This is a genomic window from Kitasatospora sp. NPDC001309 (assembly GCF_042896295.1).
Classification (GTDB): Bacteria; Actinomycetota; Actinomycetes; order Streptomycetales; family Streptomycetaceae; genus Kitasatospora.
This window is the reverse complement of sequence record NZ_JBIAXC010000003.1, coordinates 1-23883: the sequence shown is the minus strand read 5'-3', so window position 1 is coordinate 23883 and position 23883 is coordinate 1. Positions and strand designations below refer to the sequence as shown.

Annotated in this window: 22 protein-coding genes; 7 read left to right on the top strand and 15 right to left on the bottom strand. The window is 68.7% G+C overall.

From position 1 onward, the window contains the following. Positions 1 to 53: 53 nt before the first annotated feature. Both cas6 and ACFY2K_RS04095 read right to left on the bottom strand, forming a co-directional pair. Entirely contained in the window at positions 54 to 845 is a 792-nt protein-coding gene (cas6, locus tag ACFY2K_RS04100) for a CRISPR-associated endoribonuclease Cas6 (RefSeq protein ID WP_387709493.1), read from the bottom strand. A gap of 1564 nt (positions 846 to 2409) precedes the next feature. Next, positions 2410 to 2532 carry a hypothetical protein gene (locus ACFY2K_RS04095; RefSeq protein ID WP_387709491.1) on the bottom strand — a complete coding sequence of 41 codons (123 nt, stop codon included), beginning with the start codon at positions 2530 to 2532 and terminating at the stop codon, positions 2410 to 2412. Positions 2533 to 2921: 389 nt separating this feature from the next. On the opposite strand from ACFY2K_RS04095, the gene ACFY2K_RS04090 reads away from it, so the two are divergent. From ACFY2K_RS04090 to ACFY2K_RS04075, 4 genes are read left to right on the top strand one after another with little or no spacing between them, the layout of a single operon-like run. Next, positions 2922 to 3656, top strand: a complete 735-nt coding sequence (locus ACFY2K_RS04090) for a hypothetical protein (protein WP_387709490.1) — start codon at positions 2922 to 2924, stop codon at positions 3654 to 3656. Then, entirely contained in the window at positions 3653 to 4309 is a 657-nt protein-coding gene (locus ACFY2K_RS04085; RefSeq protein WP_387709488.1) for a hypothetical protein, read from the top strand. The genes ACFY2K_RS04090 and ACFY2K_RS04085 overlap by 4 nt, the downstream gene beginning before the upstream one ends. Before the next feature lie 19 nt (positions 4310 to 4328). Then, positions 4329 to 5147 carry a hypothetical protein gene (locus ACFY2K_RS04080; RefSeq protein WP_387709486.1) on the top strand — a complete coding sequence of 273 codons (819 nt, stop codon included), beginning with the start codon at positions 4329 to 4331 and terminating at the stop codon, positions 5145 to 5147. A gap of 5 nt (positions 5148 to 5152) precedes the next feature. Further along, a complete protein-coding gene (locus tag ACFY2K_RS04075; RefSeq protein WP_387709484.1) occupies positions 5153 to 5785 on the top strand; it encodes an SMI1/KNR4 family protein in 633 nt (210 codons plus the stop codon). An 876-nt stretch (positions 5786 to 6661) separates the two neighbouring features. Here the strand turns inward: ACFY2K_RS04075 and ACFY2K_RS04070 are convergent. Both ACFY2K_RS04070 and ACFY2K_RS04065 read right to left on the bottom strand, forming a co-directional pair. Then, on the bottom strand, positions 6662 to 7345 hold the full coding sequence (locus ACFY2K_RS04070; RefSeq protein WP_387709713.1) for a DUF1524 domain-containing protein: 684 nt from the start codon (positions 7343 to 7345) through the stop codon (positions 6662 to 6664). Between the two features lie 194 nt (positions 7346 to 7539). Continuing rightward, the gene (locus tag ACFY2K_RS04065) at positions 7540 to 8133 is read right to left on the bottom strand and encodes a hypothetical protein (RefSeq protein WP_387709482.1); all 594 of its coding nucleotides are present in this window, start codon (positions 8131 to 8133) and stop codon (positions 7540 to 7542) included. Positions 8134 to 8200: 67 nt separating this feature from the next. Between ACFY2K_RS04065 and ACFY2K_RS04060 the strand changes: the two genes are divergently transcribed. Continuing rightward, entirely contained in the window at positions 8201 to 8446 is a 246-nt protein-coding gene (locus tag ACFY2K_RS04060) for a DUF397 domain-containing protein (protein ID WP_387709480.1), read from the top strand. Between the two features lie 86 nt (positions 8447 to 8532). After that, positions 8533 to 9492 carry a helix-turn-helix domain-containing protein gene (locus ACFY2K_RS04055; RefSeq protein ID WP_387709478.1) on the top strand — a complete coding sequence of 320 codons (960 nt, stop codon included), beginning with the start codon at positions 8533 to 8535 and terminating at the stop codon, positions 9490 to 9492. Here the strand turns inward: ACFY2K_RS04055 and ACFY2K_RS04050 are convergent. The 5 genes from ACFY2K_RS04050 to ACFY2K_RS04030 all read right to left on the bottom strand — a co-directional run bounded on the left by ACFY2K_RS04050 (position 9489) and on the right by ACFY2K_RS04030 (position 16931). Continuing rightward, positions 9489 to 10322, bottom strand: coding sequence for an SAM-dependent methyltransferase (locus tag ACFY2K_RS04050; RefSeq protein ID WP_387709711.1), 834 nt, complete (start codon positions 10320 to 10322; stop codon positions 9489 to 9491). The genes ACFY2K_RS04055 and ACFY2K_RS04050 overlap by 4 nt on opposite strands. Before the next feature lie 204 nt (positions 10323 to 10526). Continuing rightward, positions 10527 to 10964, bottom strand: coding sequence for a hypothetical protein (locus tag ACFY2K_RS04045; protein ID WP_387709476.1), 438 nt, complete (start codon positions 10962 to 10964; stop codon positions 10527 to 10529). Next, positions 10961 to 12070 carry a helix-turn-helix domain-containing protein gene (locus ACFY2K_RS04040; protein ID WP_387709474.1) on the bottom strand — a complete coding sequence of 370 codons (1110 nt, stop codon included), beginning with the start codon at positions 12068 to 12070 and terminating at the stop codon, positions 10961 to 10963. The genes ACFY2K_RS04045 and ACFY2K_RS04040 overlap by 4 nt, the downstream gene beginning before the upstream one ends. Positions 12071 to 12156: 86 nt before the next feature. After that, positions 12157 to 12372, bottom strand: coding sequence for a hypothetical protein (locus ACFY2K_RS04035; RefSeq protein WP_387709472.1), 216 nt, complete (start codon positions 12370 to 12372; stop codon positions 12157 to 12159). 1277 nt (positions 12373 to 13649) lie between these two features. Further along, complete coding sequence (locus ACFY2K_RS04030; RefSeq protein ID WP_387709470.1) at positions 13650 to 16931, bottom strand: AAA domain-containing protein; 3282 nt, start codon at positions 16929 to 16931, stop codon at positions 13650 to 13652. Between the two features lie 261 nt (positions 16932 to 17192). On the opposite strand from ACFY2K_RS04030, the gene ACFY2K_RS04025 reads away from it, so the two are divergent. Continuing rightward, positions 17193 to 18560 carry a tyrosine-type recombinase/integrase gene (locus tag ACFY2K_RS04025; RefSeq protein ID WP_387709468.1) on the top strand — a complete coding sequence of 456 codons (1368 nt, stop codon included), beginning with the start codon at positions 17193 to 17195 and terminating at the stop codon, positions 18558 to 18560. Between the two features lie 437 nt (positions 18561 to 18997). On the opposite strand, the gene ACFY2K_RS04020 is transcribed toward ACFY2K_RS04025, so the two are convergent. The 6 genes from ACFY2K_RS04020 to ACFY2K_RS03995 all read right to left on the bottom strand — a co-directional run bounded on the left by ACFY2K_RS04020 (position 18998) and on the right by ACFY2K_RS03995 (position 23742). After that, positions 18998 to 19768: a hypothetical protein gene (locus ACFY2K_RS04020; RefSeq protein WP_387709466.1), complete on the bottom strand. Its 771-nt coding sequence runs from the start codon at positions 19766 to 19768 to the stop codon at positions 18998 to 19000. A 50-nt stretch (positions 19769 to 19818) separates the two neighbouring features. After that, positions 19819 to 20385, bottom strand: a complete 567-nt coding sequence (locus ACFY2K_RS04015) for a hypothetical protein (protein WP_387709464.1) — start codon at positions 20383 to 20385, stop codon at positions 19819 to 19821. Positions 20386 to 20561: 176 nt separating this feature from the next. Continuing rightward, positions 20562 to 21602, bottom strand: a complete 1041-nt coding sequence (locus ACFY2K_RS04010) for a UDP-N-acetylmuramate dehydrogenase (RefSeq protein ID WP_387709463.1) — start codon at positions 21600 to 21602, stop codon at positions 20562 to 20564. A gap of 10 nt (positions 21603 to 21612) precedes the next feature. Continuing rightward, complete coding sequence (locus ACFY2K_RS04005) at positions 21613 to 21819, bottom strand: hypothetical protein (RefSeq protein ID WP_387709461.1); 207 nt, start codon at positions 21817 to 21819, stop codon at positions 21613 to 21615. A 103-nt stretch (positions 21820 to 21922) separates the two neighbouring features. Beyond that, positions 21923 to 23239 carry a helix-turn-helix domain-containing protein gene (locus ACFY2K_RS04000; protein WP_387709459.1) on the bottom strand — a complete coding sequence of 439 codons (1317 nt, stop codon included), beginning with the start codon at positions 23237 to 23239 and terminating at the stop codon, positions 21923 to 21925. A gap of 149 nt (positions 23240 to 23388) precedes the next feature. Next, positions 23389 to 23742 carry a hypothetical protein gene (locus ACFY2K_RS03995; RefSeq protein ID WP_387709457.1) on the bottom strand — a complete coding sequence of 118 codons (354 nt, stop codon included), beginning with the start codon at positions 23740 to 23742 and terminating at the stop codon, positions 23389 to 23391. Between the last annotated feature and the right edge of the window lie 141 nt (positions 23743 to 23883).

Here is a 23883-nt window from a genome sequence, read left to right as displayed (position 1 = left end):
GACCGCCCATGCCCCGGCCCGCTGCAACGGATGGCCCGTCACCGCAAGGGGGCTCACCTCACCCATCCGAACCCCTGAATCGTGTCCAGGCCCAGTCCCCACGATCGGAGCGCGTTCGCGAACCGGCCGTCGGCCTCCATCGCGATCCGCACCCGGGCACCGATCCGCGGCGCCCCTCGGACGGTGAACCGCCGCCGCGGACCGGCCTCCAGCACCCGAACACCACGTGGCGCCGGAAGACCCAGCAGATCCGCCTTGTGTGCCAGGTTGTGCTGCAACCGGTCCAGGTAGTGCTCGTCGCCCGGCAACAGGTTCCGGCTCTCATGTTTCAGCACCACCGGCGTCACCGTCTCCAGCTCCACCAGCCCCTCCCCCGCCGGCACCACGGCGTCCATGTCCATCGCCAGGCCCTTCACCCTCAACCGCGTCTTGCCCCAGGCCAGTTCCTCGCACGAGGCGAGTGCGCGCACTAGCACCGAGGTGATCTCCGGGACCGGTGACCCGAACCACACCGACCCCTCACGCGACGTGGTGTAGACACCCTTGCGATGCGGCGCACCCACGAACAGCGGCCCCGCCACCCCCACCGGCCTCAGCGGCTTCCCCTGCCACCCGCTGTCGTGCAGGGCCTGGGCGAGGGCCTCGTCCTGGCCGCTCAGCAACTGATACACCACTCCGCGCGCGGCCCCGTGCAGGTCCTCCCAGCGCACGCTCGACGTATCCGGCGAGACATCCACTCTCACCCGCACCGCGCCCTCCAGGGACTCAAAATGATCACCGCACTCGCCCAACATCACGCCAGAGAAACCTAGTTGGACACAGAGAAGAATCATCTGCTTTCTCACTAATTGCGCCGATAATTGGCTCTATGTGCTACACATTCGAGACTCGTTTCCGTCATCGCGGCCCGCTCGGCACAGACATTCGAAGTGCGCCACCACACTGCGACACTGGACCAAGGCCAAGAACAGCCTGCACCCACGGGCAAGGTTCTCGGCAAACGCTCTGACCTGCGACGATGCAGTACCTGCCAGTCGCTGCAGAACAGCCACCACACGGCCACTCGCCACACCTGGCGACCTGGTGCTTTACTCTCGGGTGCTCATCAGCTCTGGAGGGCTTGCAACATTGAGTCCGTCGCTCGCGATCGAACTGACAGAGCGCGTGCTCATCAGCTCTGGAGGGCTTGCAACGTGAGGACGGAGCGGACCAGGGAGTCCAGGCCCAGGGTGCTCATCAGCTCTGGAGGGCTTGCAACGCGACACCCTGACCGTCACCTCCTCCGGCGACACGTGCTCATCAGCTCTGGAGGGCTTGCAACCGAGGTGCGAGGCCCGGATGTTCTGCCACTCCTGGGTGCTCATCAGCCCTGGAGGGCTTGCAACGTGGGACCGGCCGCCGTCGAGCCGGCGGTCGACGCCGGTGCTCATCAGCTCTGGAGGGCTTGCAACCGGCGGAGGCGGCGACGGTGATGTCCGATTCGGCTTGTGCTCATCAGCTCTGGAGGGCTTACAACGTGATGACCACATGCGACAGCGCGGGCTTGTCTCCGGTGCCCATCAGCTCTGGAGGGCTTGCAACACGCCTCGAAGCCCGACGCCGACGCGTGGTGCACGCGTGCTCATCAGCCCTGGAGGGCTTACAACAGAGCGGGACCGGCGCCCCGATGGTCGACCAGGCCGGTGCTCATCAGCCTTGGAGGGCTTGCAACGCGGCGACCAGACCCCCACTGATGCGGCCCTTCGGGGTGCTCATCAGCCCTGGAGGACTTGCAACACGGCTGCCAGCACGACGCCGCGACCGCGGTCGTGCTCATCACCCCTGGAGGGCTTGCAACGCCATGACGCTCGCGTAGGGGGCGCCGAGGCGGCCGCATGCTCATCAGCCCTGGAGGGCTTGCAACGTCAGCCAGCCGCCGGCGGTCCGGTCCACCGGCTCGTGCTCATCAGCCCTGGAGGGCTGGCAACCGCAGGCGCTGGACGGCGGCCTGACCGCGATCGCGCGTGGTCATCAGCCCCGGAGGGCTTGCAACGGCTACTCGGCCCCGTTCGGCGCCTCGCTCCCGGGGTGGTCATCAGCCCTGGAGGGCTTGCAACTGATTGCCTTCGAGGATCCGAACCGGCCCGTCGTAGACGTCTTGTGGTCATCAGCCCTGGAGGGCTCGCAACAGGCCTGCGCGGGCCCGACGCTGGGTGAAGTCGGTGGTGCTCATCAGCCCTGGATGGCTTACAACGCCCGGCCGAGCAGGCCCTCGGCGGCGTCCAGGTGCGTGCTCATCAGCCCTTTAGGGCTTGCAACTGTTAGGAATGGTGGACGACCGGTCAGGGAGGCCCAGTGCTCATCAGCCCTGGAGGGCTTGCAACCCGGACAGGTCCCGGCCCTGCAGTCCCCGGGCCACGCCGATGCTCATCAGCCCTGGAGGGCTTGCAACACGGTGCTGTCGTCCCGGATCGCCCACATCGGGATCGTGCTCATCAGCCCCTGGAGGGCTTGCAACGGCGAGTCGAGCAGCCCCGAGGGTTCGTGCAGCACGAGTGCTCATCAGCCCTGGACGGCTTGCAACACCGCCTCAAACGGCGGCTGCGGCGCCGTCCTCCTCAAGTGCTCATCAGCCCTGGAGGGCTTGAACCAGACTCTTGCCGAGGTCGATCAGATCGGCTTCGGTGTCTCGTCCCACGGCCCAATCGCCGCTCTGCCGAACCTAAGCTTCACCGGCGCTGGCAGGCATCGGCTGCAGGTGTGCGCCAGGGGCCGCCACAGCGCTTTCGACCAGGTGCGAGAGGAGCCCGTCGAAGACTGCCCCATGTCGGCCCCCGACGTCGGTAGCGCCGCTCGCCGCAATGCGGGCAGGCCAGCACATGCCGTTAGCGCAGCGTAAGCGTGGCATGATTTTGCGTGCGCGTCGCTCTCAGGGGGGAATCATGGCTATCGAGTTGCCGGGCGAGCTGGTCTGGGTCATGGACCTGCTGGGGCTGCCGTGGCCTAGCGTCAACGAGGACAAGGTGCGGGAGTTCGCCGGCCATGTTCGGAAGTTCGCGTCCAACGTCGACCACACGCATGCTGCGGCGACCGCCACTCTCCAGGACATGGCGCAGCATTACCAGGCAAAGTCGTATGAGCACATGGTGGCCCGCTGGTCGAAGATGACTCAGGGTCACCTGCATGAGCTGGTCGCTGTATGCAACGGATCAGCGACCGCCCTTGACGTCGCTGCGGATGCCGTTGTCGCGATGAAGCTTGCAGTGATCGCGGAGCTCGGTGTGCTTGCTGCCGAGGCGGTGGCCGGGGCGGTGGCGGCTGTCGCGACGTTCGGCCTCGCGACGGCCGTTGATGCGGCTGTCGTGGCGGCAACCCGAAGGGCTGTCAGTAAGATGATCAAGGAAGCTGAGGAGCAGATAATTGCGATCCTCATCACCAAGGCCACGGAGCCGCTCCAGAAAGAGGTGGAGAAGGCCGTCAAGGGCTTGGTCTTCGCGGGCGTGAAGAGGGCATTGGCCGGAGTGGATGGGGATCTGGTTAGTGACACCGGCGAAGGGTTCTCTATCAACCCTCTCGAGCTTATGGCCCTGGCTGACAAGATGACGGGTCACGGGGATGCGGTTCGAGGTCACGCCAAGGACTTCACGGCGGCGACCGCGGCGGTGAGTTTCGGTTGAGCCACCACCCGATAACGAAGGCACTGGAAGACGCGGCCAAGAAGATCGGCGTCACGATCAGCAAGGAGGCCGCGGCGGCGGTCAGCGACATGTACCACCACGCCGCTCATGGCACCAAGCAGGTGGCGAAGAATGTGGCTGCGGCCGACGCGGCGCACAAGCGCAACATCATAGAGCTGGCTGAGAAGATCGCCAAGAATCCCGGGAAGGGCGGCGAGGGGTCGCAGCTCCGACTCAAGGAGCAGCACGATGCGAGGACCAAGCTCGCCTCGGCGGTCGGTGTGAAGGGTGACTTCGATGTTGAGTACTTGATTGACAGCTCCAAGTATCCGGAGTCCGCGAAACATATCGCGGAAGCCCAGAAGGGCATGATCTGGCGCGGGCATTCATACACCTCCGGCCCTCCGCTGCCTTCTGTCATGACGATCGACCGGCCGAACGCCAAGCAGAATCGCAAGGACTCGCTGCGCGGAATTCGAACCAGTCGCGGGACTCAGCGTGATGAGTACCCTCCGGCCATGTTCAAGGAAGGTGGCACCGGAGCTAGCGTGAAGCATATCGACGGCCCCGACAACGGCGGATCAGGCTCTACGATGGGGAACGCGCTACAGCTATTGAAAGACGGAACGCGCGTAAGAATAAAAGTGATCTAGATGAAGGCTGGAGGCTGCCGTGAATAAGAGCGAGAAGATTATTTCCGATGCAAGGAAGGGAAACTTCGTCGCTGACCTTCCGGATCTGCTGGAGATTGCGTCCAGGAAGGGCGGCGCCCGGGGGCCGGTGTGGGAGGCCGCGGCAGCGGCCGTGCAGGTGCTCTTCTGGACAGGGGAGTTCGCGCAGGCCGCCGGCCTGACCCAGGCCCTGATCGAGAGCGATGGCCCGCTCGGAGGAGAGCTGTGTGATCAATCCGTACCGTTCCGGTCGGCGCTTCTCGCGGGCCAGGTGTACGCGGATAAGCCGGCTGCACCGCGGCTGGCAGCGTGTGTTGAGCGCATCCCGGACGGCCGCCACCTGCGGAGGGACCTTGAGTGGACTTCCCAGGAGCTGCCCCGGCAGGGCGCGGAGCCCCTTCTCCCTTGCCACAGTGACTGGGGCGGCCCGGTCCGGCCGCCCGAGGGTGTCATCGGGGCCGGGCTCCTTGACCGGAACTACCTTGACCTCGAGGGGAAGCAGCGGCGGCTGGTGTGGGAGGCTCTGTGTGAGACGAACGACTTCGCAAGGGCGCACCAACTGCTCTCCGACACGGGGGTGGAGCCCGAGCAGTACTCCATCTGTCTGTGGATGGCGGGCTGGTACGCGACCCGCGGCGAGGTCGAGCACGGCGAGCGGATGATGCTGGCCGCGCACAGTCGCTGGTGGCCTTTCGCCAAGTGGGACGCCCTTCCGGATGCGCCCGTTCTCCAGCCGACCCTTCGTTTGGTCGTCACCGACAAGGTGCGCGACCATTACCTGACCAGGCCGATCGGCCCAGAAGCACAAACAGCGGAGTGAAACGGATGTCCGACAGCCCACTGGACCAGTTGATCGGCCGTGCCCGCGGCCCGATGGGCCCGGCTATTGAGCTCGACTTCGGCCGCGAGGCCGGGCCGCTGCACGAGCTCGGGGTCCTGCTCGGCCGGATGAACGGTTTCTTCGTGTTCAACGCCGGCGTCCAGGTCTTCCGGGTCGGCGAGGAAGGGCTGGGGCCCGACCTCCTGTCGTGGAACTCGGACGATCTGTGGAAGAGCACGTACGAGGGCCTGGCCGACGATGTTTTCTGCTTCGGTCAGGATCTGTTCGGCACCCAGTTCGCGATCGTTGGCGGCGAGCGAGTTGTCGCATTCGACCCCGAGACCGCAGAGGCGGAGGACCTTGGGGCAAGTCTGCACGACTGGGCCGCGTGGCTGCTGAGCGACCCGGATGTGAACGCCACCGCGTCCTTCGCTTACGAGTTCCAGAAGCAGAACGGTGCCCTCGCTCCCGACCAGCGTCTGGTGCCGCTCCAGTTCTTCGTTGCCGGCGGCGACTACTCCTTCGAAAACATCGTGGTCCGGGAGGCGGGCGAGGCGATGCGGATCAGGGGTCCGATCGCCCAGAAGATTCACAGTCTTCCTGACGGCGGCACTCTCCGGCTGGGAGTCGCAGAGTAGTCGGGCAGCTTTCCAGCAGTTCTGTCGTGGGGCCACCGGCACAAACGCCGACGGCCCCACGACGTGTATCCGTGGCCTTGGTGCCGCCGGCTGGGGACCTCGCCACAGGCCGGTAGGGCCGCCGCGCGGGGAGGGCATCGCGGGGCGCGGTCGGCGGTGCAGGCATAGACGGCTGCTAGGTGCCACGGGGGCGTGCGGAGGGACGGGTGGTGCCAGCGGGCAGAGGCCAGTCCCGGGTTCTGCCGACGGGCTTTGCGGGAACCCGGTCGGAGCGGGCGGCGTGATCATGTGAGCTGACAGGCCGAGGGCGGGCCCCTGATCGACGGCCGCGAGCTGGAGGTTCTCCTCGTGAGGTGTCTGAGCGTCGACGCTCTGATCGGCCTGCGCAGTTCCCTGCGGCCGGCAGCGTGCTTTGCCGGCCTTGTCGGCCGCGCGCAGCACGCGGTCCGGGCCGATCCGGCGACCCACTCCCCTCTCCCGGTTGCGTGACGCCACTCTCAATTCCGGAATGTGTTGCTCCAGCCTTTTGCATCTGCGGCCCGGAGATTGGCAGAGGGTGGTTAATATCGCGCTGGGCGACTAAGTGGGAAGTCAAATTCCAGGCCTCGGATGACAGTCCCCGGCGCAAGTCCACGTACCTCTGGAATCCGCGCCGGTGCACCAGATTGTGGTCGCCTGTTCTGTGGTTCCTGCGGGCTCCACAACTGAGACCTGTGCCCGTGAATATGACGGGGCTGGGCCGCGTTGATAGCGCCGTGGCCGGCCGTCGGCAGCATGTCCCCGACCGCCCGTTCAACGGGCCGGTCCCTGCTGCGCCATACCCTCGTTTTGAGGTGGCAGGCCCGTCGACTCGCGGGACGGGCCTGCCAGGTACTGCTACGCGCAGGTGTCGAGCATCTCGGCCAGCGCGCTCTTCTCCGTCTCGGTGGCGCTGAGGCCGTAGGTGTACTTGATGTCGGTCCAGGCGCGACTGTAGGTACACCAGTAGGCGATGGACGGGGGTCGCCAGGCGTCGGGGCCTTTGTCGCCCTTGGCCCGGTTGGAGGCGGCGGAGACCGCAATCAGCTGGCTGTGGGTCAGGTCGTTGGCGAAGGCGCGGCGCTTGTCGGTGGTCCAGGTGTCGGCGCCCGACCTCCACGAAGATGCAAGCGGCACCAGGTGGTCGATGTCGACCTGGGACGCGCTGGTGAGGATCTTGTCGTCGTAGGGGCTGACCCAGGTGCCGGCCACGGCCCTGCACTGATCGTCTTGGACGACGTCCTGGCCGTCGCGCTTGAGGACGACCTCGCGGGTGTCGCAGGTGCCGTACTGCGTGATCCAGTGCGGGAACTTTGTGCGGGAGTAGCCGTCCATGCTGTGCGGGGCCTCGACGATGAGCTGGTCGAGTTCGGCGCGGGCCTGCTCGGCGGGCGGCGGTTCGGGCAGCGCACGGTGCGGTGCGACGGCCGGGGCCGGCGTTGCGGTGGCCGTGGCGGCTGTGGCCGGGGCGGCGGCGGGGATCAGGGCGAGCGCGACGACAGCGACGGTGGTGGCGCTGCGGCGCCACCAGACAGAAGTGATCATGCGGTAGGGCTTACCCGCTCGGACCGCTCGGCAGACGAACCATCACCTGTGGGTAGGCGTGCCGTGCTCAGCGTTGACCCTGGTGCGGACGGCAGTGCGGGCTTCAAGGCCGGGATGCCGTGGACGGTGAGCCGTCGTCCGTTGGCAGTGCTGGTGGTGTCGGGCATGTCGCTCGATGCGGTTCGGGTTGATCACCGCAGCGGGAGTCGGGCCCAGGTGGCGTCGGTTGCGTGCACCCAGCTGCGGGTGAGCGCGGTGAGGATGCGGCCGGAGTGGGAGTGGGGTGCCGACGGCGGGTTGCCTGGTGTGCCGCTTGCCACGCACAGCAGGGTGGCGTTGGGGCCTCCGAGGATGGTCAGGCTGACCCAACCTGTGGTGGCGCCGAAGGGGAATCCCGGTTCGGGAACGAGGCGATGGGCAAGTTCAGTGGCGACGCTGGCCGTGTCGTCGCTGATGGCGCCCAGGCCCCAGAACCCCAGAGTTTGGCGAGTGAATCTGCGCAGGTCTACCAGAGAAGTGGGCTCGTGGCGGATCCGGCAGGCTGTGAATAAGGGGGTGCCGAGCCCAGCTTCCAGCCCCAGGTCGAACAGGCGCCCGTCGCCTTCGCGGGTTTCGCTCATCAGTGCCCTCTCCCGCCGTCCCGTGGTGGCATTCCCCCGCGGGACTGAACCCAACCCGCGTTCGGCGCCACTGAACTGCACCCGTTCGGAGGACACCGCGTTCGATTCGTCCGCCACTAGTATTTCGCCAGCCCGCCCGGCATGCAATTGCAGATGGGATTGCATGGCCCAACTTCCGTCCCACTGAGGCGATTTGTGGGCTATTCATATCATGGCTGAACGGAGCTCAGACATGCCTGAAATCTTCGACAACGGTGTCCCCGGCGACTCGATCCCCACGGTGTGGGTGAAGGCGCCGCAAAGCATGGAGCAGGGAGACTGCGTGGAGCTGGCGCCCCTCCCGGGGGGCGGCCTGGCCATCCGCAACTCCCGCTTCCCCGGCGGGCCGGCGCTCGTCTTCACCGGTGCGGAGGCCGTGGCGTTCGCCCAGGGCGTCAAGTCCGGCGCCTTCGATCACCTGATCCCCGCTGGAGCGTGAGGCCGGTCCGATTTTAGAACAGCGGGCATGCGGGAACCCGACGCGTGGGATAGTGACCGGAGTTGTCGCTTTCCTGGGAGTCCCGCATGTCCGCCGACCCGGTCGTCCGCAGCCTGCCGGATCCGCCGAACCGCCGTCTGGGCGGCGCTCCGCCAGCCGCTGCTGCCAAGGTGCTCGGCAACTACCTGCGCCGCCAACGCGACGCCCACGGGTTGACCATCCGTGAGATCGCCCCTGTGATTAGGGCCTCCGTCTCGAAGATCAGTCGGATGGAGAGGGGAGAGTGCACACCGACGGCCGCCGACGTGTGGTCGCTGGTCAGGTACTACGGAGTGCAGGACCCTGACGAGATCGCCGACATCGAGGAACTGCTGCGGCACGTCGACGCCGCACCGTGGGCCGGCGAGTACTCGGACGTGACTCCTGGATGGTTCCGGCGCCTGATCGGGCTCGAGGGCGCTGCGGCGCGCATCCAGATCTGGGAAGGGGTGGTGGTGCCGGGCCTGCTGCAGACCCCGGAATACGCCGAAGCCATCATCCGCGGAGGACGGTACAAGAAGCTCTCCAACCAGCTGCAGGACATTCCTCGCCTTGTTCAGCAGCGAATGGAGCGTCAGCGGATCCTGCGTAGCGAGAAGCCGCCGGCGCTGCTCGTTCTTCTGGATGAGAGCGTGCTGTACCGCAGGATCGGCGGCGCGGAGGTCCTGCTCGGCCAGTTGCACCGTCTGCGCGAAGCGCAGCTGGCCGACGACCAGGTCAACGTCCGTATCCTGCCGATTGAATCCGGGGTCACCCCTCCACGTTCTGCCTTCACCTACCTAAGCTTCGACCCTTCCGGGCCCGCGGAGGTGGTATACGTGGAGCAGATACAGAACGGCGCCTCCTACGTGAGCAAGGACTCCGAGGTCGAGTCGTACCGGTACATGCTCGACCGGTTGAAGATGCAGGTCGCGGACCGCCGGGCCAGCCTTGGCCTCATTGAGAAGGCCATTGGCTGGGCCGGCGGCGAAGTGTCATTCGACTGTCGGTGGTCACCCGTCGGCTAGCGCCGGATATGTGCCACTCCGCCGTACTCGATCCACTCGTCGGTCTTCTGGATGGGCCGCAGTCCGGTCTGTGCGGGCCGCCAGTTGGAGACCTCCACGACGCCCGGATTCAGGATGTCCATGCCGTCGAAGTAGGCCAGTACCTCCTCTGCCGTGCGCACCTGTCCCCAGGTGTTGTGGGTCAGCTCCGCCATGAGCTGGGTGATGCCGTCCCTGACGTAGCGGCGGTCGCTGACGAGTTGCGATATCACCATGTAGCTGTCCGCGTCCTGCGGAAGCCTGTCCGCTACGGAGCGGACAAGTTCGGCGGGGCTCGGGTCGCTGTCGTCCCGGATGCAGTGCAGCACCGAGACGAAGAGCGCTGCGGTCTTGACTCCGGGCTTGATGAGTCGTTCCACCTCCGGGTGGGAGAAGATCCCGTCGGTGTCGCGCATGTCCGCGTGGACCACGGCCGTCCTGTCGTTCTCGGCTAGCAGCGATCGGCCCGCTCCCAGCACCATGGGGTCGTTGTCGATGTAGACGACCCTGCAGTCGGGGTGGATCGCCTGCGCGATCTGGTGGACGTTCTGCTGCGTCGGCAGTCCCGACCCGTGGTCCAGGAACTGCCGTACGCCGTAGTCCTCCACCAGCGTGCGGACGATCCGGCCGAGGAAGGCCCGGTTGATCTTGGCGACGGCTTCCGTGCTGGGTGCGATCATCAGCAGTTGTTCGACGCCTGCCCGGTCCGCGGGGTAGTGGTGGACGCCGCCGAGCAGGTAGTCGTACATCCTGGCGACGCTGGGCTCGTCGGGATCGAAATCGCGTGCCTCGTATTTTCTCTCACTGTCCATACGGCGCCCCCTTCGGCCTGCGGCCAGCGTGAAGCCGGCGGTCGAAGTGCCATCGTAGAGAGCCAGGTTGGAGATCCGCCAGGTCATGGACCGTCAGGAACTCGATCGGTGGAACCCATGGCGCAGTAGAGGGGCGCACATGAGCGAAGGGGTGGCGTAGGTGCGAAACCTCGCGCCACCCCCGACTCGTGCGAGAGAAATGAATCACGGCCAATGGCTGTGGCAGGCCGTGAGGCTGGCGGCGATGGAAGGCGGGAGGGCGCGCTCGGCCACTAGGAGGTGCGCAGCTACCGAGGAAGCGGGTGTTCCCATGAGAACGCCGGCTTCCGTGAGCCTCATGCCGAGGCGGTAGTGCAGAAGCGCTGCGTCGGCGGCGGCGGCCGACAGGGTGCGGTGCAGCACATCGGGGCAGTTGCTGTGCAGACCCAGCGCGGTCATGACTTCCTGTCGCAGTACCGCCCACGCCTCGGCGGCTGGGCTCTCACTTCCCACCACCTGTGGCCATTGCCAGGACAGGATGTCCAGCACGCGCTCGGCCACCAGGTCCCCGAGTGTGTCACTGTTCAGCCGTGACGCCGCGTACCGCCGGTATGGGGTTCGATGGCGCTGGGCGAAGGCAGCGTATCCGATCGCCAGGTTCACGGCCCGTTTCCTCCGTCCCCGCCCATGTCGGGCACGTGTCCGGCTTCCCCCTGCTGCGGGAGGCGGCCTGTGCTGTGAGAGGGCAAGGCGTCGTCGAGGGCCGACGCCAGTGCGGCGTAGTGGAGGTTCTCCCATACGGAACGGACATCGGCAGGCTGTCCGCCGAGGGCGATGACCATGGCGCTCACCACTGGCCACGCGGGTACGACATCTCCGCGCAGCACCGCCCGGTAGGCCTCGTCACGCAAGTCCGGCTCGCCGGCTGCCAGGTGGAGTCCGCGCAGCGCAGCCAGTACCTGGTCGGCGGCGTCGCCGACGGCGAGCCTGCCTGACGGGGCCAGCCCGTGTGCGCCCTCCCACAGCAGCCGGATCTCGGCCGGATTCCCGCCGAGGATCGTCACCAGCATGTGGACGAACGGCCAGGACGGTACGCGCTCACCCAGGAGCACTCGCGACACGTAGGACGGCGAGCAGCAGGCAAGCTCGGCCGCCCGCTGAACAGTGACGTCGCTGCGGCGGTGGAGCGTCGCCAGTGCAGACGCGAGCTGTTCACGCCGGGTGGCGCGTGCTCGCAGTACGCCTGGTGCATCTGGTGTCGGTGACACCGCGCGGGGGGCCGGTGGCCGCCGCAGCTCCCGGCGTTGAAGCTGCTGGAGGACCTTTCCTTCGGCCCACCGCGCGCGGGCGGTGTCGGCGCTCACCCCTGCGGCCTCGCCCACTGCCTTCCAGGAGTGGCCCGCCGTGCGGGCGTCGTGGACGGCCGCGGCAATGAAGTGTTGCGCGTTGGCGGCCAGGTCCCGTGCGAGCCGCAGGCGCACCGCCAGCTGGGCCTGTTCCTGCTCTGCCTCCACCAGGTCGCCGGCCAGCGCGAGCATGTCCTCCGCGATCCGGCTGGCCCACTGTTCGATCTTCCTCGGCTCTCGCCTGGCCGCGTCCCGAACCTGCTGGTTCAGGCGTCGGCATCTGCGCCCGCAGTAGACGCGGGGGCGGCCCGGCCGTCCGACCCTCCTGCGGAACGGCTGCTCGCACACCGCGCACGGCACCGACTCCCATGTGATCATCTGTCCCTGCCCGAGTTTCTCCCGCCGCTCCGGGTGAATCGACACCGGTGCGGCACGCTGAAAAGGGCCGCCGCTGACGGCGGCGCTGGCTCCTGGAGCCGGCGGAGCGCCCGCCGGCCCCAGGAGCTGTCTCAGAGGAGACGGACGCGGCGGTAGACCAGCCTGGTGCGGCTCGCCGCGGCAATGAAGCCACCGAGGACGACCCCATCCCAGGGCTTCGTCACCGCTCCGACCGCAACGCACACGGCCGTCAGCGAGGCCACTGCCGCCCCCAGGGAGACCGTGACCTCCCAGGAAACGAAGCCGCCTCGGGCGGCCGACCAGCTGATAGCGTCGGGAATGATCACGGGGCGCTTCCATCGCCCCGTGATTGCGCGGTGCTGCATTTGCACTCCTCGCTAGGGCCTCGGTGCGGGTGGTTCAGACCCGCGCCGAGGCGCTTTTCCGCTTGTGATTTTGTGCGCCTTTCGGCTCACAGGAGCGACGCTACACGTTCCCGCCCTCCGTTGCGTCCAGGTCGTGGGTTTGGCCAACTGCCCTCAGTCCAATGCGAATTGCACACTCATCATGGGGACGGTCAAGGTCGGTCACTGGTCGCGTCAAAGCGGTCGCCGCATCCGACAGAAGGCCGAATTTCCGCCACTTTGCCCCCTTTGAGCCGAGTGGAACCGATCGGATTTCGACACCGAAGACGGCGTGCGATTAACCCGTTCGAGTGAACGGCGATTCCCGCATGGGAATTAGTGGATCGCCGTCTTCCACTTGGAAGCTTCGACCAGTACCCCGAGGAGCCTCGCACCCCTACACGAATCCGGTCTCTGTCCCACTCCCCGCCAGCCTCACGCCCACCGGCATAGGGCTGGACCGGACACCTGGGGTAGAAGCGGTAGACCAGCCTGCGGCACTCCCATCGCCCAACCCGCTCCTCGCCCTTCTCGCCGCCACTCGCGGTGGCGGCGGCCGGCTCCAGGGACCCGGTGCGCCACGGGTCTGCGGCGGCCTTGGCCTCATCGTGCTCCCAGCAGCCCGGGCCCGGTGCCGCATGGTCCGGCGCCTGGTGAAGCAGCGCGATGCCATCGGGTGCCTGGAGGAGATGCCGGGTCCACTCGACGGCCTCGCCCGCGTAGAACGGTACGTTGATCGCCGCCGCGGCCCGGATCCGCGGCTGAGAGCCGTTCGGCGTGCTGCGGACGGCGGCGTTCTTGCCCTTGTCCGTGTGGACGGTGGCCCGCACACAGGGGTCCTGCACCATGTCGAAAGTCAGTGAGCTGCCGAACACCTAGCTCCCTTATCGGTCTCGGCCTGCGAGCCTAGCTGGGGGTACTGACAACCCCGCCCGTCAGCCGCTTCGGCATGGCCGCGGCCGCCATGCGCCCGGCGCTTGGGCCAGTCTGCGCTCAGCAGGGGTCAGCTGGCCCGGCAGCATGCTGAGGGCCACCCGCAGCCGGCCAGCGAGTGACAAGCAGGACGAGACCGTCGCAGTGCCGGCTGCACTCGAACTCCCTGTGCCTGGGCCACCCATGACCCTGGCTGGCCAGGGGCCCGGTGAGTGCACGGCGCCAGAGGCGGACTACTGCGGTGCCCAGGACTATGCCCCGACGGCGACAGCCGGCGAGCCTTGTGTTCAGCGACTTCCGCGTTTGGGCCTGGCCGTTGAGAGCTGCACTGGCACGGTCCACCCTCGGTCGCCCTTGCGGGCGGGACACGCCCTGTCGTAGCAGCGCCAGTACCAGCCGGCCTTGCCTCGCCTGAGGTCGAGCTGGTCTCCCTGGCAGCCGGCGCATCTCGGAGGCCGGGCGAAGTCCTCGGCGTGCTCGTGCTCGAGGATCTTGCGGGCGAAGTGGGTACCTCGCACGGTCAGCATGATCTCGCGGGAGTGGCTCTGGGAGAGGGCGTTGAGACTTCCGAGGAGCACGGTCTGCTCGTCGATGACGACGATCTTCTGGTGCATGACGTTGACGGGGATCACTGAGGGGGTGACGGCCTTGAGTTGGTCGAGGTACTCGGTGAACCTCTGCTGGTTCTGGTCGCTCTGGTCCCGGACGAATACGGTGACCTGCACGCCTCGTCGTACGGCGTCCTCCAGGGCGGGGAGCAGGCTCCGTACGCGCTTTGCGACCCATGGGGTCCAAATCCAGAGGGAGTGCTTGGCCTCGGCGATGTGGTTGGCGAAGGTCTTGTAGAAGGCGACCTCGTCCTGGACGTCGGCGATCTCCACGTGCCGGCTGAGGATGTCCGCGAGGCGGGCACCGACCGGGCCGAGCCCGGGGGCCTCGGCTGCGAGCGGGGTGACGAGGCTGGCGGCTCGGATGGTGCGGACTGCGCCTGCCTCGACGAGCCCTCGGACGGCCCCGAGGGCAGTGTCGTAGGGTGCAGCCATGATGCGGCTGCGACTGCCGATGAGGTAGAGGCGGTTCTGCACTCGGGTGGTGGCAACGTTGAACAGGCGGACGCCGTTGTTGGCCCAGTCTCCGCTGCCTGGGCGCCGTGAGGCCTGGGCCATCCACATTCCGCGGCTGTGTTGCTCCTCGACGAGGTCGAAGATGACGACGGGGAACTCACGGCCTTGGAAGCGGTGGGCGGTGCCGACTTCGGCGAGGAGTCCGGAGTCGCCTTCGATGTCCCGCAGGGCTGCGAGCGTGGCTTCCGCTTGTGCTCCGTAGGGGGTGACGATACCGGTGGTGTCTCCGTCGGCGCGGTGGAGTTCCACGAGGGTTCGGGCGAGGAGGAGGCCGGCGGGCCACCATCCGCTGGAGGGGCCGAGGCGGTGGATCTGCGCGAGGCCTCCGAGTCCGTCGGTGTCGACGATGACGATTTCCGCGTCGTCCTGTGCCTTGGCGCGTGCTCGGGCGCGGACGGTGGGCCCGCCTGTGAGCAGGCCGTCGTAGGCGAGGGTGTTGGCCAGGCCCATGACGTCGGGGCCGAAGCGGTGCTGGACGTCGAGGCTGATGCATCCGGGGTTGGCGCGGGCGGCGGCCGGGGTGTCGATGCGGCAGTGGTCGAACACCTCGGTGAGGAGCCAGCGTCGGATGTCGGGGCGCTGGCTGCTTTTGAGGGCTTCGGGGAGCACGGGGCCGAGCTGCATGAAGTCGCCGAGGAGGACCGCGGTGGTCTTGGCCTTGGCGACGGCGAGGAGTACTTCGGGCAGGGTGGCGGCGCCGACCTCGTCGACGAGGACGACGTCGTAGGGGCCTTCGAAGACGGTCGGGTTGGTGCGGAATCTGGCGAGGGTGGTGGCGACGAGGCGGGCCTCGCGGATGATCTGGCCTTGCGCGTCGCGGGCCAGGCGTTCGTACTGCTCGTGGAGTTCGCGGTGCTGCTTGATCAGCGCGGGGTGGCGGGTGGTGTCCGCGGCGACCTGGGACTGTAGGGCCTGGGCTTCGCGGTGGGTAGCCGGATGTCCTCGGCGTTCGGCCTTCTTGACGTCCTCGGATGCGGCGAGGGTCAGGCGCAGTTGTTCGTCGAGGTGGACGATCCGGGCGGCCGCATCCTCCTCGGCGTCGCGGGTCTGGCGCAACGCGTTGTCGGCTTGGTGCAGCTCGGTGTCGATGGCGGCCAGGGCGTCCCGGGTGAGCGGGATCTGCCGGCTGAGCCGGGTGACGGTGGCGTGGGTCTGGAGGCGGTGGCGGTCGGCGAGGGCACGGGCTTGCCGGGCTTTGTCGAAGGTGCCTTGGTGGCGTGCGAGAGTGGCGTCGCGGTGCTTCTCCGCGGCGGCGATGGCGGAACGCGCCGCGAGTTTGGCCAGGCCCTTCTTGGCTTCGAGGTCGTCGAGGGCCTGCTGTGTCTCGGCCAGCTCCTGGTGCGCGAGGAGAGCGCGAGCTTCGGCGCTGGTGGCGGCCGCTTCAACGTCCACAGCTTCGGCTTCCAAGGCGGCGACTTGGGCCCAGGCCGCGCGGTGCTCGGCGGCGCTGTCGCGGTGGTTCCGGGCTTGTTCGGCCCGGTCCGCGGCCTGCGCGAGGACGGGCTGCAGATCGCGGTGCTGATCGGACCACGTAGCGAGTTGCGCGGTGAGGTGCTCCACCGCCAGAGCCGGGTCGTCCAGACGCCGACGCTGCCGGATGTAGTGATCGGCGTCGAAGTCAGCGAGGCGCGTGGTGAGCACCGCGAGTTGTCGGGCCCGCTGCTGTTGAGCGCTGAGTTCAGCGGCGACGGCTTCGCGCTGCTCATCGATGGCGGTGAGCTTCGCCCGCACCATGAGGGGCAGGCAGACCTGGGGGTCGTCGGCGATCTGTTTCAGGTGGGGTGGGCCGACGCGGACGAGCTGCCCGGGAGAGTGGCGCTGTTCCTTCACGACGCCAAGGAGAGCGTTATCGACGGCGATGTTCGTCGCCGATACCAGGAGCACGCGTTTTCCGGTGACGATCAGGTCACTGATGGCACGCTTGAGGACCGAGGTCTTGCCCGTGCCGGGCGGCCCCCAGACGAGCCACAGGCCGGTACCGACGCAGGCACGGTAGGCGAGGTCCTGGGCCGGCAGGAGAGTGCCTGCGGGCAACCCGTGCGCTGAGAGTCGCCCGCCGGGTTCACCGCGGGCCAGCAAGCCGGCCAGGCCGTCGTCGGTGATGCCGGCGATGCCGTCGCGCAGGGACTTGATGAGGAACGTCGCGGGTTGCTGGTGGAGCCACAGGCACGGGTCTTCGGGGTCGGCGAAGTCAGGCACACGAATACGCAGGGCGGTGCCGTCGTGGGTGACGTCCAGGACCGGGTGGCCGTCCTCGACCGTGTTCTCGTCCGGCCCTGCGAGGCGGAGGCTGTCGGCTTGGAGCTGGTCGGCGTTGATGGTGAGGCCGCGGATATCGACGGCGTACTCGCCGGGGCCGGCGGCGACGGCGCGGCCCAGAATCCGCCAGTAGGGCTTCCGGCCAGTGCCGCCCTCCATCGCGAGCCAGGACTCGAGCGCCGTCAACGTTTCCTCGCGCCAGCCCACAGTCCCCCCAGAGCGTGTCCTCGATCGCCTATGTCCTACCACCGGGGACGGTTCGTCGTAGGAGCATTGCGAAGATTCGAGGCCCTTCATCCTGCGGGCGGGGCCCTGAAGGCCGCCGAACCTTCCGACGCCGCACAAATCATCGACGGTCCCGCTGATCAACGCCCGGGCGCAGACCATCACAGAGAGCGAAGGTCCACACTGGCTATGCGTCCACCCACAATCCCGAAGGAGGACGTCATGCGCGGCGCTGGAACGATCTACAAGCGATGCGGATGCCGGGATCCTCACACTGGTCGGCAGCTCGGAAGCCTCTGCCCCTACCTTGGCCGCCGTGGCCACGGCTCCTGGTATCTCGCGATGCCGAGGCAAGCGGCCGTCGATGACCGCCGCTCCCGGCTGCGTCGGGGCGGCTATCGCACGCGGGCTGATGCCGAACGGGCGCTCAGGCGACTGCAAGACGGGGACCTCGTCCGCGAAGGTGGGCTCCTCACGACTGGGCAGTGGCTGCAGCGTTGGTACGTCATCGTCGAACCGCATCTGCGACCGTCGACCGCCCGCGGCTACCGCCAGCACTTGGAGCAGTACCTCGTGCCGCTGCTCGGCCGCGAGCTGCTTTGCGAGCTGAACAGCGACAAGATCCAGCGGGCATTCAGCACCATCGTCCGTCGACACCAGAGCACCGGCAGGCCGGTCAGCGCCGGCACGTTGCGCCGCGTCCAGGCGACACTGCGTGCTGCTCTGAACCTCGCGGTGCGCAGCGACGTGCTGGCCACCAACCCTGCTCGCTACCTGGACCTACCGCGGGCGCCTCGACCATACCCGGTCGTTTGGACGGACAACCGGGTCGCGGAGTGGAGGCGGACGGGCGAGCGCCCGCCTGTTGCCGTGTGGACGCCCGTCCAGACCGCCGCGTTCCTCGCGTTCGCAAGCGATCACCGGCTGTACGCCCTGTACCACCTGTACGCCCTACGCGGTCTCCGCCGCGGGGAGGGCGCGGGGCTTCGCTGGTCGGACTTCGACGCCTCGGGCCACACCCTCACGGTCGCCCGGCAACTACAACAGCGGGAGAACGGACGGCTCGAGGTCTGCCCCGTCAAGACACGGGCCGGCGAGCGAACGATCGCTCTCGACAGAAGCACCATCCACGCGCTGAACGCACACCGTAATCAGCAAAAGGAGGAGAAACTCGCAGCGGGAACTGACTGGAATGAGTCCGACTTCATATTCACCGACACGTGCGGACGTCCGCTGCGCCCGGACTACATCGGCCACGTCTTCCAGAATATGGTGCGCAGGAGTGGCCTTCCACCTGTCCGGCTCCATGACCTGCGTCATGGTGCGGCAAGTCTCGCCTTGACCGGTGGGTCCGACCTCAAGGTTGTCCAGGCCCAGTTGGGACATTCCACGATCATGACCACCGCCGACACGTACACGTCGGTCCTCCCCGAGACGGCCCATCTCAGCGCCGAGGCTACGGCCCGAGTGGTCATCGATGCGGCCCGAAAGCTCTCCCGCGGCATCCGATACCAGTCCACGCCCCGCAAGCGGCGCACGAAGGCCCATCCGGGAGCCTCGATCAACAGAGCAATCCGTAGCTCATCGTAAGAACTTGACGGTCCGTCATTCAATCTCAATGCCCCACGATCGACCCACTCACGACCCATCGAAAACAAGTCGCGCGCCCTGTCGCACCCCCGCAAGCGGAAGAAAGCCCAGGTCACAAAGGGCGTCGGACCGAAATGCGGTCTCCGAATGAAATCGGCAGGCCTACGGATTAAAAGCATCGCCCTGTTCGTCTTGCCCGCCGCAGAGCTCGTTCCCGAGCGCGCGCCTACGCGTCCTCGACCAGCGTTCCGGCGTCCTGCCCGAGGGGCTGGTCCGTGCCCCTCGTCATCGTGCCACCGTGGTGGCAGCGCGCGAGGATCGGTGCCGGGCAGACCGAGGGACACCGCCGTGTAGCCGTTGGGCAGCGCTCCCTATTCTCCTGGCCGAAGGTGCCGGCGTACGGGCCCGTAGAGGACTCCTACGGGCCCGTCTGGCCGTCAGGGGTGCAGTCCGGGGAGGGCCGGGATGGGGGGTAGAACGAGTGCTTGCAGGCCCTGGTTCCACATCAGGGAGTGGTGGCCCTGGGCCTGGAAGTGGCGGGCCCGGTGGTCGGGGTGCGCCCAGAGGTGGCGGACCGCTCGGATGACGTGGCCTTTGTTGTGCCGCCACCACGCCTGGGCGGGTGGCGCTGCCCAGGCGTGTTCGTTGGGGATCGCATGCAGGGAGGTGCCGTCGGGGCCGACGATGTTGGCGACTTGGACGGTGATGCTGCGCGGGCGGGCGTCGAGGCTGAGCAGGAGTGCGGTCGCCTGCGGGAAGGCTCGGCGGGTGCGGGAGGCAAGGGCTGCGGCCACGTCCGGGGCTGGAAGGTTGAGGAGGCACCGGTGGCCGGCCAGCTCGGTGGCGGGCAGGTGCGCCCCGAGCAGCACGGTGGGTAGCAGTCGTTCCGCTTTCCTCAGCCAGGGCGGTTCGGAGGACAGGGTGGGGGCGCGCCGCCACAGCAGCGGCGGGGTCGGGTAGCGGTGGTCGCGGGGGTTGGCCCATAGGGCGCGGATGCGGTCGGAGGTGGGGGTGGGTTCGAACTCGATGGCGGCGGTCTCGGGGACGTGGGTGCGGGCTTGGGCGGCGAGGAGTTCGTAGGCGGTGACGGCGAGGGCTTGTTGGGCTTCGGCCTCGCGGTGGAGCGCTTGTTGGTAGGCGCGGGCCGGGTCGGTGCGCCGGTAGGGGGCGGGTCCTGTTGGCGCGAGGATCGGTCGGGGGTTCGGCATGGTGGTCCTGGGCGAGGTCGTGGCCGGGCCGGTGTCGGCACGGCCGGGCGTCAGTTGGTCGCGTGGAGCATGCGGTTGGCGAGGGCTGCGACCCGCTCGGTGAGTGCGGTTGCCGCGCGGGCCTGGGCGGGCGTGTGGGGGTTGTCGTCCGAGCAGTGCTGCACGAAACGCAGGGCGAGCTGGGTGAGTTCGTGCATCGCCATCGGGTCGTGGGCCGGGATCGTCAGGCTCCAGCTGGAGGCGTCGATGCGGTGCGGGATGCCGGCGCGGTAGGCGAGCAGGACCCGGTCGGCGGGCTCGTTGCCGGTGAAGTCGCCGGGCAGCAGCGCGTTCTCGGTCAGCCAGTCGCAGAACGGGCCGGGAAGGGTGAGCGTCCACTTGGTGGTGGCCGGGGCGTGGTTGGCGGCCTGTTCGGCGTAGGCGTGGGCGTAGCCGAGGTGGCGGCGGGCGGTCGGGGTGTCGAGGGCTTGGAGTGCCCAGTGGTAGCCGCAGGCGGCGTGCTGGTGGTAGCGGCGGGCGGTGGGGCCGAGGTTGGTGTCGGCGGCGGCTTGGCGGTGTCGGTCGCGGGCGGCCGTGACGGTTTCGGCGGTGGCGGGCTGCGGTTGTGGTGTGGGCATGGCGGCCTTCGGTCACACAGGGTTCGGTCCCTGCAGCGGGTTGGGTGGTGGTGGGGCTGCTGGCAGCCCCACCACCACCCAACCTCTCCAACCCCCCGCTGGATGGGCACACCAAGTCGGTTGGCAGGATGGGCGGTTGGATCGTCGCGCTGGCTCTGTGCCGCCGGGTGCGGGTCCTACGTGGGCCAGTGGCCGACGCGGACGGGTTCAGGGCGCAGGTTGATCCCGGTGTTGGCGTCGACCTGCGCCGCCAGGTCGGCGAGGACCTGGGCGAAGGTCGTGGCTGTGGTCTCGCCGCGGGCTGTGAGGGCCAGGGTGCGCCGCCGCGAGCAGTGGATGCCCTCGGTGATCCGGTATCCCGGGTGGCAGCCGATGAGTTCGAGCAGCCAGCCGGCGCTTACTCGCCAGTGGCCGTCGCGGTCGGTGTGGACGGGGCAGCCGGCTGCGGACCAGCGGGCGGCCTGTTCGGGTGTGACGGGCGGGTCGAGGAAGGCGGAGCCGATCTGCCGGGCGTCGGGGCTGTCCGGGTGGAGGAGGAGCCCGCGGTGGTGGCGGTTGGCGAGGACGGCCGCGGTGGTCTCGGCGAGCGGGGGCCGGGTGCCGACCGGGATGCCGAGTTCGCGTGCGAGGTGTCGGCTGGTGATGGGTGCGGCGGTGTCGGTGCGGGTGAGGTGGAGGGTCGTGGACAGGATGGTCCAGCGGCCGGGTTCCTGCTTGAAGCGGCTGTGGCGGTGGCCCAGTTGGCATTCCTGGGCGGGGATGGTCCGCATGCGGCCGGCGTGCCAGTCCCAGGCGTGCAGGTGGTGCAGGGTGTCGGAGATCTGCTGCCCGTACGCTCCGGCGTTCTGGACGGGGGCGGCCCCGGCGGTTCCGGGTATGCCGGCCAGGCATTCGATTCCTGCGAGGTGTTCGGTGACGGCCCAGGCGGTGAGGTCGGTGAGTGGGTGGCCGGCGTTCACGGTGACGGCGACCGTGGTGTCGTCCACCCGCTCGGCGGTGATGCCGCGGGTGTTGATGACGGCGACGGTGCCGGGGTGTCCGGCGTCCGAGGCGATGACGTTGCTGCCGTGGCCGAGGGTCAGGGGGGTTTCGTGGCCTCGGCGGTTGATGGTGTGGACGAGGTCCGGCCAGTGGCTGGGGTCGGAGATGGTCAGGGTGTCGCCGGTGGGGCCGCCGAGGCGCAGGGTGGTGAGGGAGGCCAGGGTGCGACGGGGCACGGGGGCTCTCCTAGGGTGCGAGCTGGGCGGGCTCGGCGGCGGCCGTGGGCGGCTGGGCGGCGGTGCTGGCCTGGTGGTCAACGGCGAAGGCGAGAAGCACGATGACCGGCAGGTGCAGGGCGGCCCACAGGCCGGTGAGGAGGGTGTCGAACCGTCCGTGCGGAGCGGCGGCGTGCCGGCTGCGGGCGGCGTTCAGGGGGGTGCTGTGCTGGGGCATGGGAGGCCTTCGGCAGCGGGTGGGAGGTGCGGACGTTCCCAGTGAACTGCCGGGCCGGGGGCCGGATCCGTAGTCGGGCTACGGGCCGTAGTGCGGCTGCGGGTCAGGCAATCTGCACGCCTGCTCGGGCGGCGAAGTCCCGGACGCCGGGCAGCTTTCGGTCGTGCCTCAGCAGGCCGCCGGCCAGGCCCCGGACGGCGCCTCGGTGGATCTCCTGTGGAGCGGCCTCCTCGGCGGCCAGCAGGGCCTTGAAGCACTGTTCGGGCTTGCCCCACTGGTCGAACGCGCGGGCGACGTCGGTGAAGAAGCGGGCCTGCCGCTCGGCGGTCGGTAGGGCGGCCGGGTCGATCGTGGAGGCCAGTTCGATCGCCTTTCCGGCGTCGCCGAGTTCGTAGTGCACGGACAGCTCGTGCAGGGCGACGCCCTGGATGCCGTCCACCAGGCCGGAGGTTCGGCCGGCGGCTGCGGCGCTGTCCGCGGCTTCCCGGATCAGGGCGTGCGCGTAGGCGCGGTCGCCGGACTTGGCGGCGGTGTAGGCGGCGGTGGCGTACAGGTCTCCGCGGAGGGCCAGTCGGGCGGTCTCGGGCACCGTGTTGTCGGCGAGCAGTTCCTCGGCGGCGATCACGACGATGTCGGTTGCGCGGGCCAGGCTGCCCTGGCGGCGCCAGGAGCTGGAGACCATCCTCTGGGCCTCGGCGACCACGAGGGGGTCGCCGCCGGCCCGTGCGGCGGTGAGCGCGCGGTCGGCGGTGATGGCCACCAGGTTGTTGTCGCCGATCTTGATGCACAGCCGGACCGCGATGTTGTAGAGCTGGGCGACGTTGCGGGCCCGCTCCTCGGTGGTGCCGACCAGTTGGGCGGCGGCGATTCGGCTCGGCAGTGCTTCGGCGAGCGCGTCGTACTGGGCTGCCTTGAACTCGCGACGGGACGTCAGGAGCGATGCGGCGAGCGTCTCGTGGGTTGGTTCGCTGCGGGGCGCCGGAATCCGGCCCGCTCCGTACAGCAGGAGGTCCTCCAGCCCGCCGAGTGGGGCCTTCTCCTCGGCGTGCGCGGCCTCCTGGCCGGTGGCAGAGGCGAAGAGGGCGGTAGCCGCCAGGGTCAGAAACGGGCGGCGTCGCACATCGTCCTCCTCGGCAGCGCAAGTGCTCGCCAGCGTAGCCGAGGCCGGCTTGCGGGCGCGGGATCTCGGCCGATCGGCAGCGGGCTGCGGCAGGGCCATCAGCTCGCCGATATCGCCGCCCAGCACCTCGGCGAGGCGCCGCAGCAGCGCGAGGTCCTTGACCTGTTGGATGTCGCGTTCGACTTGGGACATCCAGTCCTCGCTGCGGTTCAGCTCGTGGGCCAGGCGCAGTTGCGTCCAGCCTTTCGCCGTGCGGCGCAGCGCGATGAACTTCCCGAACGTGATGCTGCTGGGCTTCACACTGGCCCCCGGGTTCAGTATCCGTTCCGCTACGGAACGCCACCGTATCGAGTGGTCGGCGTACCTGTACGCCCTCTCGGCAGATCGGGCTTGCGAACCCTCCCCTGGTGTACCGCGGTTGTGCACGGGCATCAGGCAGCCCGGCTGATTCACGCCCGCTTGGCCGGCGGCGGCATCTCGACGATGCGGCCGAAGGCGGCACCGACGCGCAGCGCGAAGATCGCGCTGCCGTGGGCGTTGGCGAAGCCGCGGCAGACCGCGCCCTTCGTGCCGGGCGGGGCGAGGGCGGGCAGGGTCGAGTGGCAGACGATGTGCCCGTTGGCGGCGAGGGCCTCGGCGGCCAGCTGCCGCACACGGCCGGGGGCGAGGTTCATCAGGTTGCCCGGGCGGTAGATGCAGGTGTCGCACAGGCGGGCGAGGACCCTCACCTCCCCGGTCGCGGGGTCGGCGACGGCCGGCGCCGGGTCCTCGTCGGGCTCGGGCTGCGGATTGCTGTACTGCACGATGTCCCCCTGGTTGCGGTCGAAGAGCCCTTACGGGTGGAGCCGGGGGGGGGGCGCGGCGCCCCCCCCCCCCCGGCGGGGGCCGGGGGCGGCCCCGGCGGGGGGGCCCGCGCGCCCCCCGGCCCGCGGCGGGGAGGGCGT

Bases quoted from the DNA above. Each gene is read 5' to 3' on its own strand.
- ACFY2K_RS04090 (WP_387709490.1), top strand. From the start codon at position 2,922: ATGGCTATCGAGTTGCCGGGCGAGCTGGTCTGGGTCATGGACCTGCTG.
- ACFY2K_RS04075 (WP_387709484.1), top strand. From the start codon at position 5,153: ATGTCCGACAGCCCACTGGACCAGTTGATCGGCCGTGCCCGCGGCCCG.
- ACFY2K_RS04065 (WP_387709482.1), bottom strand. From the start codon at position 8,133: ATGCAATCCCATCTGCAATTGCATGCCGGGCGGGCTGGCGAAATACTA.
- ACFY2K_RS04060 (WP_387709480.1), top strand. From the start codon at position 8,201: ATGCCTGAAATCTTCGACAACGGTGTCCCCGGCGACTCGATCCCCACG.
- ACFY2K_RS04055 (WP_387709478.1), top strand. From the start codon at position 8,533: ATGTCCGCCGACCCGGTCGTCCGCAGCCTGCCGGATCCGCCGAACCGC.
- ACFY2K_RS04050 (WP_387709711.1), bottom strand. From the start codon at position 10,322: ATGGACAGTGAGAGAAAATACGAGGCACGCGATTTCGATCCCGACGAG.
- ACFY2K_RS04025 (WP_387709468.1), top strand. From the start codon at position 17,193: ATGCGCGGCGCTGGAACGATCTACAAGCGATGCGGATGCCGGGATCCT.
- ACFY2K_RS04020 (WP_387709466.1), bottom strand. From the start codon at position 19,768: ATGCCGAACCCCCGACCGATCCTCGCGCCAACAGGACCCGCCCCCTAC.
- ACFY2K_RS04015 (WP_387709464.1), bottom strand. From the start codon at position 20,385: ATGCCCACACCACAACCGCAGCCCGCCACCGCCGAAACCGTCACGGCC.
- ACFY2K_RS04005 (WP_387709461.1), bottom strand. From the start codon at position 21,819: ATGCCCCAGCACAGCACCCCCCTGAACGCCGCCCGCAGCCGGCACGCC.